Below are 16555 nucleotides of genomic sequence, written 5' to 3' on the forward strand. Positions count from 1 at the left end.
GGGCCCTGCGGGGCCCGTTTGTTTTGAAACAGGAGGGCAGGCTCATGCCTAAGGAATATTCCCGCTCGGCCAGGGTGGTCGAGCAGATCCGCCGCGAACTGGCCGATCTCATTCGCTCCGAGGTGAAGGATCCGCGGGTGGGCTTCATTTCGCTGACCGAAGTGGAGATCACCCCGGACTATGCGCACGCCAAGGTGTTCTTCACCTCCATGACCGGCGAGGAGGGGGTGGAAGACATCCTGGCGGGTCTGCGCCGGGCCAGCGGTTTCCTGCGCTGCGAACTGGGCCGGCGCGTGCGCATCCACACCACGCCGGAGCTGCATTTCGTCTACGACCGCTCGATCGAGAATGGCAATCGCATGTCGGCCCTGATCGACAAGGTGATTGCCGAGGATCGATCGCGCACGGGCGCTGACGACGTCGAGCCGGAGAATGACTGATGGGCCGTGCCAGTCGCCGTCGCGGTGATGCTGTCGATGGCGTGCTCTTGCTCGACAAGCCGCATGGTGCGAGCAGCAATGCGGCGCTGCAGCGGGCGCGCCGCCTGCTGAATGCCGCAAAGGCCGGCCACGCGGGCACGCTGGACCCGATGGCGTCCGGGCTTCTGCCGGTATTGCTGGGGGAGGCCACCAAGTTTTCCCAGTTGCTCCTGGATGCCGACAAGGCTTATGAAACGACGCTGAGCCTGGGCGTCACCACGACGACGGGTGACGTGGAGGGTGAAGTGCTGAGCCGCCGCGAGGTCATGGTGGACGAGGATGCCATCCGCTCGGCCTGCGCGCGTTTCGTGGGAGAGATCGAGCAGGTGCCCCCGATGTATTCGGCACTCAAGCATCAGGGCAAGGCACTGTACGAGTACGCGCGCCAGGGTGTGGAGATCGAGCGCAAGGCACGCCGCGTCAACATCCGCGAAATCGAAGTGCTGGAGATCGCGCCCGGGAGCGTCAGCCTGCGGGTGCGTTGCAGCAAGGGCACCTATATCCGCACGCTGGGCCAGGACATCGGCGAAGCCTTGGGCTGCGGGGCGCACCTGTCGGCCTTGCGTCGTACCGCGGCGGGGCCGCTGAGTCTGGATACGGCGATCACGGTTGATGCGATAGAAGCCATGCCTGCAGAACAGCGCAGCGGTTTGTTGCTGCCTGTCGACACCCTCGTTGCCCACTTCACGGAGGTCCGTCTCGATGTGGCTGCCGCCGAACGTTTCCGGCTGGGGCAGGCCGTGGAGGCGGAAGGGCATGCCATCGAAGGCGAAACCTGCCGGGTCTACGGCGAGTCTTTCCTGGGGCTTGGGCAGTGGCGGGCAGGTCGCATGCAGCCACAGCGGCTCGTTGCGCAAGCCCAGGAAGCTTGATGGGCTTGAGTTTGGGCTGTTTCACCTGCTAAAATCTCGGGCTCTGCTTCGCGGTGCGGCTGTTTGTGTGCCGTGGGGCAAATTCGCACGCTTGCGTAACAGGTTCGGCACTGTGTCCAGTTGTGATGCAGAGCATGCCGGGCGGTAGCCGGGAACGTATTCCTGATACCGACGCGAGCGGAGGTTAAACCTGTAAATCGGAGTTCATTCCATGTCTGTGACCATGCGTCAAATGCTGGAAGCCGGTGTCCACTTCGGACACCAGACGCGCTTCTGGAACCCCAAGATGGCCCCCTATATTTTTGGCCATCGCAACAAGATCCACATCGTCAACCTGGAGAAGACGCTCCAGAAGTACAACGAGGCGATGGCTTTCATCCGCAAGCTGTCCGCCAACCGCGGCACCATCCTGATGGTGGGCACCAAGCGCCAGGCCCGCGAGATCCTCGCTGAAGAAGCGCAACGCGCCAGCGTTCCCTACGTCGACGAGCGCTGGCTCGGCGGTATGCTGACCAACTTCAAGACCGTCAAAGGCTCGATCAAGCGCCTGAAGGACATGGAGCAGATGTTCGCCGACGGTTCGTCCGAGCGCCTGTCCAAGAAGGAAGCGCTGCTGAACCAGCGCGAGCTGGTCAAGCTGCAGAAGAGCCTGGGCGGCATCAAGGACATGGCCGGCCTGCCGGATGCGCTGTTCGTGATCGACGTTGGCTACCACAAGATCGCCATCACCGAAGCCCAGAAGCTGGGCATCCCGGTCGTGGCCGTGGTCGATACCAACCACTCGCCGGAAGGCGTGGATTACGTGATCCCGGGTAACGACGACTCGTCCCGCGCCATTCGCCTGTACGCCGCTGGCGTGGCAGACGCCGTGCTGGAAGGTCGCAACAACGCCGTGGCCGATCTGGTTGCCGCTGTCTCCTCGAGCGAAGAGTTCGTGGAAGTGCAGGACGGCGCCGACGCGCAACAGGCGTAATACGCAGCATCGATACTGGACGATGGGCGCGTGCGCCTGTCGTCCCCGGCAAGGCCCCGCTATGCGGGGCTTTGTCAATCAGGCAATCAAAGACTTAATTCAGGAGTGATCATGGCGGCAATTACCGCAAGCATGGTGGCTGAGCTGCGCGCGAAGACCGACGCGCCGATGATGGAATGCAAGAAGGCCCTGACCGAAGCCGACGGCGACCTGGGCAAGGCTGAAGAAATCCTGCGCGTGAAGCTGGGCAACAAGGCCAGCAAGGCTGCTGCCCGCGTGACGGCCGAGGGTATCGTCGGGACCTACATCTCCGATGACGGCAAGCTGGCCGCCATCGTCGAAGTGAACTGCGAAACCGACTTCGTGGCGAAGAACGATGACTTCCTGGCCTTCACCAAGTCGGTTGCCGAGCTGATCGCCACCCAGAACCCGGCTGATGTCGCCGCGCTGTCGGCGTTGCCGCTGCAAGGTTCGACGGTCGACGCCGTGCGCACCGCGCTGGTCGGCAAGATCGGCGAGAACATCTCGGTCCGTCGCTTCCAGCGTGTCGAAGCGCAGGGCAAGGTCGTCAGCTACATTCACGGTGGCGCCAAGGTTGGCGTGCTGGTCGACCTGGTTGGCGGTGAAGAGGCGCTGGGCAAGGACGTGGCGATGCACATCGCGGCCTCCAAGCCGAAGTCGCTGGATGCCTCCGGTGTTCCGGCCGACCTGATCGAGACCGAGCGTCGCGTCGCGATCGAGAAGGCCAAGGAGTCCGGCAAGCCGGAAGCCATGCTGGAAAAGATCGCCGAAGGCACGGTGCAGAAGTTCCTGAAGGAAGTCACCCTGCTGTCGCAGGTGTTCGTCAAGGCCGAAGACGGCAAGCAGACCATCGAGCAACTGCTGAAGTCCAGGTCCGCTTCCGTGGCCAGCTTCACCCTGTACGTGGTGGGCGAAGGCATCGAGAAGAAGGTGAACGACTTCGCCGCCGAAGTGGCAGCCCAGGCTGCCGCCGCTGCAGCCGCCCGCTAAGGAGTGTCGATGCCCGCCGCCTATAAACGGATCCTGCTCAAACTCTCTGGTGAAGCCCTCATGGGGGATGATGCCTACGGCATCAACCAGGGAATCGTCTCCCGCATCGTCAGCGATGTGGCTGAGGTCCAGCGCCTCGGTGTGGAGATCGGCATCGTCATAGGCGGCGGCAACATCTTCCGTGGCATGGCAGGCGCCGCGTCCGGCATGGACCGCGCTACCGCGGACTACATGGGCATGATGGCGACCATCATGAACGCCATGGCGCTGGGAGACGCGATGCGCGTCGCCGGCGTCGCGGCCCGTGTCCAGTCCGCGCTGAATATCGAGCAGGTGGTCGAGCCTTACATCCGGGGCAAGTCCATCCGCTATCTGGAAGAGGGCCGCATCGTCATCTTCGCGGCCGGTACCGGCAATCCGTTCTTCACCACCGATACTGCTGCCGCGCTGCGTGGCACCGAAATCGGTGCGGAAATCGTGCTGAAGGCCACCAAGGTCGACGGCATCTACACGGCGGATCCGAAGAAGGATCCGAACGCGACGCGCTACGCGAAGATCAGCTTCGACGAGGCGATCGCCAGGAACCTGCAGGTCATGGATGCCACGGCTTTTGCGCTGTGTCGTGACCAGAAGCTGCCGATCAACGTATTCTCCCTGTTCAAGCCGGGCGCGCTGCGCCGTGTGGTGATGGGCGAAGACGAAGGCACGATGGTGCATATCTGAACAGTGCTGAACCAGTAACGAGAGGTACGCGATGATTCCCGATCTGAAGAAGACCACCGAACAGAAGATGCAGAAGTCGGTGGAAGCGCTCAAGAACGATCTGGCCAAGGTGCGTACCGGCCGTGCCCACACCGGCCTGCTCGACCACGTGATGGTCGACTACTACGGCACGCCGACGGCGATCAACCAGATTGCCTCCGTGTCCCTGCTGGATGCCCGCACGATCGGCGTGCAGCCCTGGGAAAAGCCGATGATCGCCAAGGTCGAAAAGGCCATCCGCGATTCCGACCTGGGACTCAATCCGGCCACCATGGGCGACGTGGTGCGCGTGCCGATGCCCGCGCTGACCGAAGAGCGCCGCAAGGACCTCATCAAGGTGGTGCGCGGCGAGACCGAGGAAGCCAAGGTGGCGATCCGCAACGTTCGCCGCGATGCCAACAACTCCCTGAAGGATGCCTTGAAGGCCAAGACCATCGCGGAAGACGATGAGCGTCGTGCCCAGGACGACATCCAGAAGCTCACCGACAAGTACATTGCCGAGACCGAGAAGCTGCTCGCGCACAAAGAACAGGAACTGATGCAGATCTGAGTCGCTTCGCGGCTCGCTCTGCTCATCAATCCATTCCAGGGTCGCCCGACATGGTTCTGTCGCGGTTCATCAGCTCCACGCGCGAAGTGCCCGACTCGGCCGAGGTGCCGCAGCACATTGCCATCGTCATGGATGGCAATGGGCGCTGGGCCAAGAAGCGCTTCCTCCCGCGTGTCGCGGGTCACAAGCGTGGTGTGGAAACGGTCCGCGCAGTGGTGCGCCGCTGCATCGACCGCGGCGTACGGCATCTCACGCTGTTCGCATTCAGTTCCGAGAACTGGCGGCGTCCGCAGGACGAAGTCTCCTTCCTGATGAACCTGTTCCTGCAGGCGCTGAAGGACGAGGTTGCCCGCCTGCACAAGAACAACATCCGCCTGCGCATCATCGGCGACCTGTCGCGCTTCAATGCCGACCTGGTAGCAGCCATTCGCGAAGCCGAGGCCACCACAGTCGGCAATACCGCCCTGACCCTGTCCATCGCCGCCAACTACGGTGGCCGCTGGGATATCCTGCAAGCCATGAACCGCATGGTGGCAGAGCACCCCGCCAAGGCCGGCAGTTATGGTGAAGAGGATCTCGCACCCTATCTGAGCATGGCCGATTCGCCCGAGCCGGATCTGTTCATCCGTACCGGTGGCGAGCAGCGCGTCAGCAATTTCCTGCTGTGGCAACTGGCTTACGCCGAGTTCTACTTCACCGATCGCCTCTGGCCCGATTTCGATGACGCGGCCTTTGACGAAGCGATCGCCTCCTACCAGAAACGCGAGCGCCGCTACGGCCGTACCAGCGAGCAACTCGTTCCTTCCCCGGGCGAACATGCTTAAACAACGCGTCCTCACCGCAATCATCATGGTCGCGGTGTTTGCCGCGGCGTTGTTCCTGCTGCCGAACTGGGCCTGGGGCGTGTTCGTCGCCGCGATCGTGTGGGTCGCCGGCAGCGAATGGCGCCGCCTGGCGGGGCTGTCGGATACGGTCGGAACCTTGCTGAGCGCCGTGCTGACCGTATTCGCGGTGGTGGCGGCCGTGTGGCCGACCCTGCTTGCGTGGCAGGTGGTGCTGGCGGTGGGGCTGGCGTTCTGGTTGTTGTGGGTGCCGGCGCTGATGCGCCCCGGTGCCGCACCGCTCGCACAAGGCAGCAAGAAAATCTGGCTCGGCCTCCTGGTGTTGTTGCCGGCGGCGGTTGCGATGGTGCTCATCCGCAATCAGCATGGCCCGTGGATGCTGCTGTACGGCATGCTTGCCGTGTGGATCGCCGACACGGCGGCGTATTTCGTGGGCCGCGCGATCGGCCGTCGCAAGCTGGCGCCACGCATCAGCCCGGGGAAAAGCTGGGAGGGCGCGATTGGCGGCGCGGTGGCGGTACTCGTGTATGCGCTGGTGTTGCGTCAGATCGAACCGGCCCTCGGCCAGCGTGGCAGCGTACTTGCGTTTGCCGTGCTGGCAATCGGCTATGCCGCGCTCAGCGTGCTGGGCGATCTTTTCGAATCGCTGGCCAAGCGTCAGGCGGGCATGAAGGACAGTGGCACCTTGTTGCCGGGACACGGCGGCGTGCTCGACCGCGTCGACAGCCTGACTTCCACGCTGCCATTGCTCGGCCTGCTGTTGCTGCTCTGAATTCATGTCGAAACAGGTTCTCACCGTTCTGGGCGCCACCGGCTCCATCGGCGTCAGCACGCTGGACGTGGTGGCCCGTCATCCGGAACGCTTCGAAGTCTTTGCCCTCACCGGCAATCGCCAGATCGAGCGACTGGCCCAGCAGTGCCAGCAGTTCCAGCCGCGCTATGCGGTGGTGGCGGACGACGCGCTGGCTGCCGATCTGCGCAGTCGCCTGGGGCCGGCAAGTCGCACAGACATCCTGGTTGGACGCAAGGCGCTGGTCGAGGTGGCTGAAGCCGCCGAAGTAACTGCCGTGATGGCGGCGATCGTCGGCGCGGCCGGGCTGGAGTCCTCCCTCGCTGCCGCGCAGGCGGGCAAAAGGGTGTTGCTTGCCAACAAGGAGTCGCTGGTACTGGCCGGCAGCCTCTTCATGGACGCGGTGTGCAAGGCAGGCGCCACCTTGCTGCCGATCGATAGCGAGCACAATGCGCTGTTCCAGTCGCTGCCCACGGGCTTCGACTACGGCCTGCAGGATTGCGGTGTCAGTCGTCTGGTGTTGACGGCTTCCGGTGGGCCGTTCCGATGCACGCCGGTCGAGCAGCTCGACGGCATGACGCCGACGCAAGCTTGCGCCCACCCCAACTGGGTGATGGGCCGCAAGATTTCGGTGGACTCCGCCTCGATGATGAACAAGGGGCTGGAGGTCATCGAGGCACGCTGGCTGTTCGGTGTCGAACCCGGACGCATCGGCGTGTTGATCCACCCGGAAAGCGTCATCCATTCGATGGTGGAGTACGTGGACGGCTCGGTCATTGCGCAGCTGGGCAACCCGGACATGCGCACGCCGATCGCACATGCCATGGCCTGGCCGGAACGTATCGCCTCCGGCGTGGAGCGGCTCAATCTCGCGAAGGTGGGCAAGCTCAGTTTCGAAGAGCCCGACCTGCAGCGTTTTCCCTGCCTGCGCCTGGCATTCGATGCGCTACAGGCGGGCGGAGACGCTTGCGCAGTGCTCAACGCGGCGAACGAGGAGGCGGTGGCCGCGTTCCTGGAGGGGCGCCTCGGATTCACCGGTATCGCGGCGGTCGTGGAGTCCGTGCTGGCGCGCAGCGTGCGTCGCCCGGTGGCGGTACTTGAAGACGCGCTGTTTGCCGATGCCTCGGCGCGCGAACTTGCCCGGGCGGAAATCGTCTCACGACAGCAATGAGCATCCTGCATTACATCTGGTGGTTCCTGGTCGCACTGGCCATCCTGATCGCCGTCCACGAGTACGGCCACTATCTCGCCGCGCGTCTTTGCGGCGTAAAGGTGCTGCGCTTTTCGCTGGGCTTCGGCCCCCGCATCTTTGCCCGCCAGATCGGGCCGGACCGCACTGAATGGGCGCTGTCCGCGATACCGCTGGGTGGCTACGTGAAGATGCTGGACGAGCGCGAAGAGGCGGTGCCGCCGGCGGAGCGCCATCGCGCTTTCAACCGCCAGTCGCTTGGCAAGCGCTCCATCATCGTGCTGGCTGGCCCCGTGGCCAATTTCCTGCTGGCCATCCTCATCTACTGGGGCGTGTTCTTGCACGGCAGCCAGGAGCTTGCACCGGTGGTGGGTGCCGTGTCCGCGGACTCGGTGGCTGCGCGTGCCGGGCTGGTGGTGGGGGATCGCATCGAACGCGTGGCCGGCGAAACGATCGATACGGCCTCGGATCTGCGCTGGGTCATCATCGACCACGCCATCGACCGCAAGCGCGTAGAGGTGGAGGTATCCACACCGCGTGGCGCGCGTGAAGTTCGCCAGATCGATCTGGCGGACGTGAAGATCGACGACGGCGCGCCCGATGCGTTGGCACAGCTGGGCCTTACCGTCGGATTGCCGCCCTTGCCTGCCGTCGTGGGGCGCACGATGCCGGGCGGGCCTGCAGAGCGCGCGGGCCTGCAGCCAGGTGACCGCTTCATCGAAGTCGATGGTCAGCCGGTGGAGGACTGGCGCGGGTTCGCGACATACATTGCCAAGCGGGGCGGGCAGGACACGCGACTGGTCATCCAGCGCGGAGCCGGACGCCTGGAGATGGTAGTGCAGCCGGAAACCGTGAATGATCAGTCCGGCTCGCGGGGTCGCCTCGGGGTCGAAGTGCAGCAGGATCCGGAACTGCTGCAGCGTCACCTGATCACCATGCGCTACGGCGTAGCTGAAGGCTTTGTCCGGTCGATCGAGCAGACTGCCGAGACATCGATCTTCACGCTGAAGGTGATGTACCGCATGATCACCGGCGTCGTCTCGCTGAAGAACGTCAGTGGTCCGGTGACCATCGCCGACTACGCGGGCCAGACAGCCCGCATGGGCGTGGAGCACTACCTGCGTTTCCTGGCGCTGGTCAGCATCAGCCTGGGCGTGCTCAACCTGCTGCCCGTGCCGGTGCTGGACGGGGGGCACTTACTGTATTATGTGGCCGAATTTGTCAGGGGGCGTCCGCTGTCCGAACGCGTGATGGAAGCAGGCCAGCGCCTGGGTCTGACCCTGCTGGTGCTGCTGTCGATGCTGGCCCTGTTCAACGACATCAATCGCCTGCTTCCCGGCTGAACACATGAAACTCAAGATTCTGGCTGCTGCCGTCATGGCGGCATTCGGCTCGCTCGCGCATGGCTTCACCCCCTTCGTGGTGAAGGACATCAAGGTAGATGGTATCCAGCGCACGGAGGCGGGCACCGTCTTCAGCTATCTGCCGATCAAGATCGGCGATACGGTCACCGACGAGAGCGTGGCTGCCGCCGTGAAGGCCTTGTACGCCACCGGCTTCTTCAAGGATGTGCGCATCGAGGCCGACGGCGACACCATCGTCGTGTCGGTCGACGAACGTCCGGCCATTGCGCAGCTCGCGTTCTCCGGCAACAAGGAGTTTGACGAGGCTGCATTGCGCAAGGGCCTCAAGGATGCCGGCATTTCCGAGTCGCGCATCTTCGACCGCTCCACGCTGGAACGCGCCGAGCAGGAACTCAAGCGCCTCTACCTGACGCGCAGCTTCTATGCCGTCCGCATCCGCACGACGGTGTCGCCGCTGGAGCGCAACCGGGTGGCGGTGAACTTCGAGATCGAGGAAGGCGAGGCGGCCCGCATCAAGGAAGTGCGGGTCATCGGTGCCAAGGTGTTCAGCGAGAGCCGTCTGCTCGACCTCATGTCGCAGACGACCACCGGCTGGCTGTCGTGGTTCACCAAGGACGACCAGTATTCCAAGGTCAAGCTGCTGGCCGACCAGGAAACCATCAAGTCCTACTACCTGAACCGCGGTTACCTGGACTTCGCGTTCGAGTCCACCCAGGTGTCGATCACGCCGGACAAGAAGGACGTGTACATCACGCTGGCGATCAAGGAAGGCGAGCAGTACAAGGTGTCTTCCGTGCGCCTGGCGGGAGAGATGCTGGTGCCTGAGGCCGAACTGAAGGCACTCGTGCAGATCAAGCCTGGCGAGATATTCTCGCGCCAGAACCTCAACGACACCTCGCGCAAGATCAGCGATCGTCTGGGTAACGAGGGCTATGCCTTCGCCAACGTCAACGCCGCGCCGGAAGTCGACCAGGCCAAGCGCGAAGTCGCGCTGACCTTCTACATCGATCCGGGCCGCCGGGCGTATGTGAACCGCATCAACATCGTCGGCAACTCCAAGACCCGCGACGTGGTGATCCGCCGCGAATTCCGCCAGCCTGAAAGCGCCTGGTTCGACCGTACCCTGGTCGAACGCTCCAAGGAGCGTCTGACCCGCACCGGTTATTTCGAGGATGTCTCCATCGAGACCGTGCCGGTACCGAACCAGACCGATCTCGTCGACCTGAATGTCGAGGTGAAGGAAAAGCCGACCGGCAACATCACCTTGGGTGCGGGTTACTCGCAGACCGAAAAGTTCGTGCTGCAGGTGGGCATCTCGCAGGACAACGTCTTCGGTTCCGGCAATTCGCTGGCGGTCCAGGGCTCCACGGGCAAGGTGAACCGCAACATCTCGGCGTCATTCACCAATCCGTACCTGACGGCAGATGGCGTCAGCGGTGGTTTCGACGTGTACAACCGCAGGGTGGATCCGACCTCGCTGGACGTCGTCGCCAAGTACAAGTCGGAAGCCACTGGCGCAGGCATCCGCTTCGGCCTGCCGATCTCGGAAGACCAGTCGGTGCGCCTGGGGCTGTCGTTCGACCACACGCGCATCGAAACGCTGCCGGACAGCCCGCCGCAGTACATCCGCCATGTGCAGGAGTTCGGTGAGCTGTCCACCACCTTGCTCACCAACCTCACGTGGGCCGATGACCGCCGCGACAGCGTCCTCTATCCGACTACCGGCCTGTACCAGCGGGTATCGGTGGACGTGGCCATCCCGCCTGCCGAGATGCGCTACACGCGTGCCAGTTACCAGTGGCAGCGGTTCTTCGCGATGAGCGACACGTTCACGTTGCTGCTCAACGCGGACTTCTCGTATGGCGTGGCCTACGGTGGCAACTCCTACCCCTTCTTCAAGAACTACTATGGCGGGGGTATCGGGTCGGTGCGGGGCTACGGCGACAACTCGCTGGGTCCGCGCGTGCTCAACACCACAACGGGCCAGTACGAGGCCATCGGCGGTACGCGCAGGGTCCTGACCGGCGCGGAATTGCTGTTCCCGTTCCCGGGCATGAAGGAGAACAGCAAGACCACGCGGCTGTCGGCATTCTTCGACGGTGGCCAAGTGTGGGATACCGACTCCACCACGACGAGTTCGGGCCCGATGCGTTTCAGTACGGGTCTGGCCCTGACCTGGGTTTCGCCGCTCGGTCCGATGAAGTTCAGCTATGGTTTCCCGATCAACAAACGGGATGGCGACGAAGTCCGTCGCTTCCAGTTCCAGATCGGCCAGGTGTTCTAGGAGTCTGCGATGAAGCGTTTGCTGGTCCGTTTGCTGGTCCTACTCTGCGGTGCCTGGCTGTCGACCGCGGCCACGGCGCAGACCGATATCAAGATCGGGTTCGTCAATGCCGACCGGGTCATGCGCGAGTCGGCCCCCGCGCAGCGTGCCCTGAAGAAACTCGAGCGCGAATTCGAGAAGCGCGAGACCGAACTCCGCAACCTGGAGAAGCAGCAACGCACGTTGCAGGAGTATCTCGAGAAGAACAATCTCACGATGAACGAGACCGAACGCAAGCAGCGTGAGCGTGAATTCGCCGATCTGAGCCGCGAGGTGACGCGCAAGCAGCGCGAGTACCGTGAGGACCGCAGCCAGCGGCAGAACGAGGAGCTGGCTGCCGTGCTGGAGCGCGCCAACCAGGCGATCCGCGATGTTGCCAAGGCCGAGAAGTACGATCTGATCGTGCAGGATGCCGTCCATCACAGCCCGCGCATCGACATCACGGACAAGGTCATCAAGGTCCTGGCGGACGCGCCCGCGCGCTGAGGTTTCCGATGAGTCGACATGCATCGTCCGCCCGCGCCATCGTCGAGGCCCTGGGAGGAGAACTGATCGGGGACGGCGACGTCGTCATCGACCAGGTCGCGCCGCTGGAGCGCGCCACCCCGCGCGAAATCGGCTTTATCGTCAGCGACAAGTACCTGAAGGCGCTGGACGACACACAAGCCGGCGCCGTCATCCTGCCGCGCAAGCTGGCGGATGCCTGGGCGGGTACCCGCATCGTCGTCGATGATCCGTACCTGTACTTCGCCCGCGTATCGCAACTGCTCAACCCGCTGCCCGTGCCGGCGCCAGGTGTTCATCCTTCCGCCGTCGTGCTGAGCCCGCTGTCGCCGGATGCCAGCGTCGCCGCGCAGGCCTTCGTCGACGAAGACTGCGTGATCGGTGCCGGTGTCGTGATCGGCCCCGGCTGCGTGATCGAGCGTGGTTGCAGGATCGGTGCGGGTACCTTCATCCACTCGCGCGTCGTGCTGAAGCACGCTTGCGAGGTTGGCGAACGTTGCATCCTGCATTCGGGCGCGGTGATCGGATCGGATGGCTTCGGCATCGCCAAGCGTCGCGACGGCAGCTGGGAAAAGATTCCGCAGATCGGCCGGGTGCTGGTCGGCGATGACGTCGAAATAGGTGCCAATGCCTGTATCGACCGCGGTGCGCTCGATGACACGGTGATCGAGAACGGCGCGAAGCTGGACAACCTCGTCCACATCGCCCATAACTGCCGTATCGGACAGGACTCTGCGATCGCCGCGCTGGTCGGCATCGCTGGCAGCACGCGCATCGGCCGTCGCGTCATCATCGGTGGTGCGTCTGGCGTGGCGGGGCATGTGGAGATTGGTGACGACATCACGGTGACGGGGCACGCGAGCGTCACGAAGAGCCTCGTCGAGAAGGGCGCATACTCGTCCGTGATCTCCACCCAGCCCCACGCCGAATGGTTGCGCAATGCAGCGTACGTACACAACCTCGACAAGATGGCCGAGCGCATCAAAAAACTTGAAAAACGCCTGAAAGAACTGGAAAACAAGACGTGAGCCAAGACGTGAGCGTGATCGACATCCTCGAGATCAAGAACTACCTGCCGCACCGCTACCCCTTCCTCCTGATCGACCGCGTGGTCGAGATGGAACTGGGCAAGCGCGTCATCGCCATCAAGAACGTCACCATCAACGAAGAGTTCTTCAACGGACACTTCCCGCACATGCCGGTGATGCCGGGCGTGCTGATCCTGGAAGGCATGGCACAGGCGGCGGCGATGCTGTCGTTCAAGACCGCTGCAGTGACCCCGGATTCCGATTCGCAACTGCTGTTCGCCGGCATCGACAACGCGCGCTTCAAGCGCCCGGTGGTGCCGGGTGACCAGCTGCGCTACGAGATGTTCATCGAGCGCAACATGCGTGGCATCTGGAAGTACAAGGGTACGGCGAGTGTCGATGGTGAGCTGGCGGTCGAAGCCGAGCTGATGTGCGCGATCCGTCCGGGCAAGTCGGGGAAGTGAGCGGCAAGTGAGTGCATCCATGATTCATCCCGCCGCCCTGGTCCACCCCGGGGCGAAGATCGGCGAGCGTGTCGAGATCGGTCCTTTCAGCGTCATCGGCGAGCACGTCGAGATCGGCGAGGGCACGGTCGTCGGACCGCACGTGGTCATCAAGGGCCATACGAAGATCGGCCGCGACAACCGCATCTTCCAGTTCGTCTCGCTGGGCGAGATTCCGCAGGACAAGAAGTACGCCGGCGAGCCGACGCGGCTGGAGATCGGCGACCGCAACACCATCCGCGAGTACTGCAACTTCAATATCGGTACCGCGCAGGACGTGGGCGTCACCCGTATCGGCAATGACAACTGGTTCATGGCGTCGGTGCACATCGGCCATGATTGCCAGGTGGGCAACGAAACCATCATGGCCAACAACGTGACCCTGGGTGGCCATATCCACCTTGGCGATTACGTGATCCTTGGCGGCATGGCGGCAGTCCACCAGTTCTGCGTGATCGGTGCCCACAGCATGGCCGGCGGTGGGGCGATCATCACCCAGGACGTGCCGCCCTACGTGATGCATGCCGGCAATCCGACGACGCCGCACGGCATCAACAGCGAGGGGTTGCGTCGGCGCGGTTTTTCGGCGGAGGCCATCGCGCAGATCAAACGTGCCTACAAGGCCATCTACCGCCAGAACCTCACGCTTGAACAGGCCCGCGAAACCATTGCAGCCATGGCCGACGAAACGCCGGAGCTGCAGGTGATGCGCGATTTCCTGGCAGCCTCGAAGCGCGGCATCATCCGCTGAGCGCACCATGGCGAAAGTGCGTATCGCCATGGTCGCAGGCGAGGCCTCGGGAGATCTGCTGGCTGCGCACCTCATCCGTGCCTTGCGTGTTCACTACCCCGATCTGGAATGTGTCGGGATCGGCGGCCCCAGGATGGAGGCCGAAGGCTTCGAATCCTGGTGGCCTAGCGAGCGCCTCGCCGTCATGGGCCTGGTGGAAGTGCTGCGTCGCTATCGCGAGTTGTGGGGCATCCGCTCCGACCTGATCAAGCGGCTCAAGGCGGATCCGCCGGACCTCTTCATCGGCATCGATGCGCCGGATTTCAATCTCGGCCTGGAACAGCGCCTGCGCAAGTCGGGAATCCGTACCGCCCACTTCGTCAGTCCATCGATCTGGGCCTGGCGCGGTGGCCGCGTGCATGGCATCGGCAAGGCGGCGGACCACGTGCTGTGCCTGTTCCCCTTCGAGCCCGAGCTGTACACACGCCACAATATTCCCGCAAGTTTCGTCGGCCATCCGCTGGCGGACGAATTCCCCCTGCAGCCGGATCGCGACGCGGCCCGTGAACAACTGCAACTGAAGCAGGGCACATGCGTCGTGACGATGATGCCGGGCAGCCGCGTCGGCGAAGTGTCCCGCCTCGCGGACGACTTCATCGAAGCGGCGCGCCTGCTGGCTGAACGTCGCCCCGACATCAAGTTCCTGGTGCCGTTGGTGACGCGCGAGACACGTCAGGTTTTCGAGGAGGCGATGGCCCGGCGCAATGCCGGCGAGTTGCCGATCCGCCTGCTGTTCGGCCACTCGCACGAGGCCATGATCGCCAGCGACGTCGTCCTGCTGGCAAGTGGGACGGCAGCGCTGGAAGCCGCCTTGCTCAAGCGTCCCATGGTGGTGGCCTATCGGGTGGCCGACATGACCTACCGCATCGTGAAGCGCATGGTGTACCTGCCGTACTTCTCGCTGCCGAATATCCTCGCCGGGCGTTTCGTCGTGCCGGAGTTCGAGCAGGACGACGTGAAGCCAGCCGCGCTCGCCGACGCTGTCGAGCGCTGGCTGAACGATCGCGAAGCGGTGGAGCATCTGGTGGAAGGCTTTACCGAGATGCATCTCGCCCTGCGCCAGAACACGGCCGAGCGCGCTGCCGAAGCCTTGCTGCCGCTGATCGCGGCGGGCGGGAGGCACTGATGCATGTCTGTGGCGTCGATGAAGCGGGGCGCGGGCCGCTGTGCGGGCCGGTGGTCGCCGCCGCGGTCATCCTCGATCCCGCCCGTCCCATCAGCGGGTTGAACGATTCCAAGCAGCTGACTCCGCGCGCCCGGGCACGGCTGGAGGAGCAGATCCGCAGCCATGCGCTGGCCTGGGCGGTGGCGGAGGCGACGGTCGCCGAGATCGACACGCTCAACATCCTGCACGCCAGCATGCTGGCGATGCGTCGTGCGGTGGAAGCCCTTGCGACGATACCTGCCGAGGTGCTGGTGGACGGCAACCGCATTCCGGTCGGCCTGCTGATGCCGGCGCGCGCGATCGTGCAGGGCGACGCACTGGAGCCGGCCATCTCGGCCGCGTCCATCCTTGCGAAGGAACACCGCGATCGCCTGCTGGTATCGCTGGATGCGCGTTACCCGCAGTACGGTTTCGCGCGCCACAAGGGCTATCCGACCCCCGAGCATCTGGCGGCCATCGAACTGCATGGCGTGATCGACGAGCATCGTCGCAGCTTCGCGCCCGTGCGCGCGATCGTCGACCAGGCCCGCCTGTTCTGAGCGGCGGGCGGGCATGAAGCACCTCAGCTCACGCGACAATCCGACGTTCCGCCACCTGAGGGCACTGGCTGAAGAAGCGCGTTACCGCCGCGAGCAGGGCCGCACTGTCATCGACGGCGCCCATCTGTTGCGCGCCGCGCTGGATGCCGGCGTCGCCCCGACCATGACGGCGTGGGTGGACGCGCCGCTGGACACCGAACTGGCCGCCCTGCAGCAACGCTGCGCAGATGCCGGCGTACCGGCCATCAGCCTGCCGCCCAATTTGTTCAAGGTACTGAGCCCTGTCGACGCGCCGACCGGTGTGCTGGCCGAGATCGTGATTCCGGATGCGTCCGGCGATGACGGGGCGCTGGTGGATGTGATCGCGCTGGAAGGCGTGCAGGATGCCGGCAATCTCGGCACCTTGTTGCGCACGGCGGCGGCGGCGGGCATCCGTCATGCATGGCTGGGCGAAGGCTGCGCACAGGCGTGGTCACCGAAAGTCCTGCGCGCAGGCATGGGGGCTCACTTCCTGCTGGGTATCCGCGAACGCGTGGACCTGTCGGCACAGATCGCCGCGTTTGCGGGTGCGCGCCTGGCCACCGTCCTGGCAGACGATGCACAGACCGTTTTCGATTGCGACCTGCGTGGCCCCGTGTGCTGGCTGTTCGGTGCCGAAGGCCGCGGCCTGTCACCGGCTCTTGCAGCACTGGCGACACGTCGCGTCTTCATTCCCATGCCCGGCGGTGCCGAATCGCTGAACGTGGCGGCTGCGGCAGCCGTTTGCCTGTTCGAACAGGTCAGGCAGCGGCGCCAGGGATGAGCAGGCCGCCAGGGCGGTGCCAGAAATGAAAATGCCGGCTTGCGCCGGCATTTTCATTACGAAGGACGA

The 16555-nt window shown here is 64.1% G+C and carries 18 protein-coding genes; all 18 read left to right on the forward strand.

Features of this window, described 5'->3' with window-relative positions:
* Nucleotides 1-44: 44 nt before the first annotated feature.
* Nucleotides 45-440, forward strand: coding sequence for a 30S ribosome-binding factor RbfA (gene rbfA, locus VVD47_RS00665; protein ID WP_327601471.1), 396 nt, complete (start codon nucleotides 45-47; stop codon nucleotides 438-440).
* On the forward strand, nucleotides 440-1351 hold the full coding sequence (gene truB / locus VVD47_RS00670) for a tRNA pseudouridine(55) synthase TruB (RefSeq protein WP_327601472.1): 912 nt from the start codon (nucleotides 440-442) through the stop codon (nucleotides 1349-1351). The genes rbfA and truB overlap by 1 nt, the downstream gene beginning before the upstream one ends.
* Before the next feature lie 211 nt (nucleotides 1352-1562).
* Entirely contained in the window at nucleotides 1563-2324 is a 762-nt protein-coding gene (gene rpsB / locus VVD47_RS00675; protein ID WP_327601473.1) for a 30S ribosomal protein S2, read from the forward strand.
* 111 nt (nucleotides 2325-2435) lie between these two features.
* The gene (tsf, locus tag VVD47_RS00680; RefSeq protein WP_327601474.1) at nucleotides 2436-3335 is read left to right on the forward strand and encodes a translation elongation factor Ts; all 900 of its coding nucleotides are present in this window, start codon (nucleotides 2436-2438) and stop codon (nucleotides 3333-3335) included.
* Nucleotides 3336-3344: 9 nt separating this feature from the next.
* A complete protein-coding gene (gene pyrH, locus VVD47_RS00685) occupies nucleotides 3345-4058 on the forward strand; it encodes a UMP kinase (RefSeq protein ID WP_327601475.1) in 714 nt (237 codons plus the stop codon).
* Nucleotides 4059-4089: 31 nt separating this feature from the next.
* A complete protein-coding gene (gene frr, locus VVD47_RS00690; protein WP_327601476.1) occupies nucleotides 4090-4647 on the forward strand; it encodes a ribosome recycling factor in 558 nt (185 codons plus the stop codon).
* A gap of 50 nt (nucleotides 4648-4697) precedes the next feature.
* A complete protein-coding gene (locus tag VVD47_RS00695; protein WP_327601477.1) occupies nucleotides 4698-5471 on the forward strand; it encodes an isoprenyl transferase in 774 nt (257 codons plus the stop codon).
* Nucleotides 5464-6261: a phosphatidate cytidylyltransferase gene (locus VVD47_RS00700; protein WP_327601478.1), complete on the forward strand. Its 798-nt coding sequence runs from the start codon at nucleotides 5464-5466 to the stop codon at nucleotides 6259-6261. The genes VVD47_RS00695 and VVD47_RS00700 overlap by 8 nt, the downstream gene beginning before the upstream one ends.
* Nucleotides 6262-6265: 4 nt before the next feature.
* Nucleotides 6266-7450, forward strand: coding sequence for a 1-deoxy-D-xylulose-5-phosphate reductoisomerase (gene ispC, locus VVD47_RS00705; protein WP_327601479.1), 1185 nt, complete (start codon nucleotides 6266-6268; stop codon nucleotides 7448-7450).
* The gene (gene rseP / locus VVD47_RS00710; protein ID WP_327601480.1) at nucleotides 7447-8811 is read left to right on the forward strand and encodes an RIP metalloprotease RseP; all 1365 of its coding nucleotides are present in this window, start codon (nucleotides 7447-7449) and stop codon (nucleotides 8809-8811) included. Before ispC ends, rseP begins: the two co-directional genes overlap by 4 nt.
* Before the next feature lie 4 nt (nucleotides 8812-8815).
* Entirely contained in the window at nucleotides 8816-11116 is a 2301-nt protein-coding gene (gene bamA, locus VVD47_RS00715; protein ID WP_327601481.1) for an outer membrane protein assembly factor BamA, read from the forward strand.
* Nucleotides 11117-11134: 18 nt separating this feature from the next.
* The gene (locus tag VVD47_RS00720) at nucleotides 11135-11641 is read left to right on the forward strand and encodes an OmpH family outer membrane protein (RefSeq protein ID WP_443080953.1); all 507 of its coding nucleotides are present in this window, start codon (nucleotides 11135-11137) and stop codon (nucleotides 11639-11641) included.
* 8 nt (nucleotides 11642-11649) lie between these two features.
* Nucleotides 11650-12687, forward strand: a complete 1038-nt coding sequence (gene lpxD, locus VVD47_RS00725) for a UDP-3-O-(3-hydroxymyristoyl)glucosamine N-acyltransferase (protein ID WP_327601483.1) — start codon at nucleotides 11650-11652, stop codon at nucleotides 12685-12687.
* Nucleotides 12688-12704: 17 nt separating this feature from the next.
* Entirely contained in the window at nucleotides 12705-13151 is a 447-nt protein-coding gene (fabZ, locus tag VVD47_RS00730) for a 3-hydroxyacyl-ACP dehydratase FabZ (protein WP_327603161.1), read from the forward strand.
* A gap of 19 nt (nucleotides 13152-13170) precedes the next feature.
* Nucleotides 13171-13941: an acyl-ACP--UDP-N-acetylglucosamine O-acyltransferase gene (lpxA, locus tag VVD47_RS00735; protein ID WP_327601484.1), complete on the forward strand. Its 771-nt coding sequence runs from the start codon at nucleotides 13171-13173 to the stop codon at nucleotides 13939-13941.
* Between the two features lie 7 nt (nucleotides 13942-13948).
* Nucleotides 13949-15106 (forward strand): lipid-A-disaccharide synthase, encoded by a 1158-nt coding sequence (lpxB, locus tag VVD47_RS00740; RefSeq protein WP_327601485.1) that lies wholly within the window; start codon nucleotides 13949-13951, stop codon nucleotides 15104-15106.
* The gene (gene rnhB / locus VVD47_RS00745; RefSeq protein WP_327601486.1) at nucleotides 15106-15684 is read left to right on the forward strand and encodes a ribonuclease HII; all 579 of its coding nucleotides are present in this window, start codon (nucleotides 15106-15108) and stop codon (nucleotides 15682-15684) included. Before lpxB ends, rnhB begins: the two co-directional genes overlap by 1 nt.
* 13 nt (nucleotides 15685-15697) lie before the next feature.
* Nucleotides 15698-16486 (forward strand): TrmH family RNA methyltransferase, encoded by a 789-nt coding sequence (locus VVD47_RS00750; RefSeq protein ID WP_327601487.1) that lies wholly within the window; start codon nucleotides 15698-15700, stop codon nucleotides 16484-16486.
* Nucleotides 16487-16555 lie beyond the last annotated feature (69 nt).

Source organism: Uliginosibacterium sp. H1 (assembly GCF_036017065.1).
GTDB lineage: Bacteria > Pseudomonadota > Gammaproteobacteria > Burkholderiales > Rhodocyclaceae > Uliginosibacterium.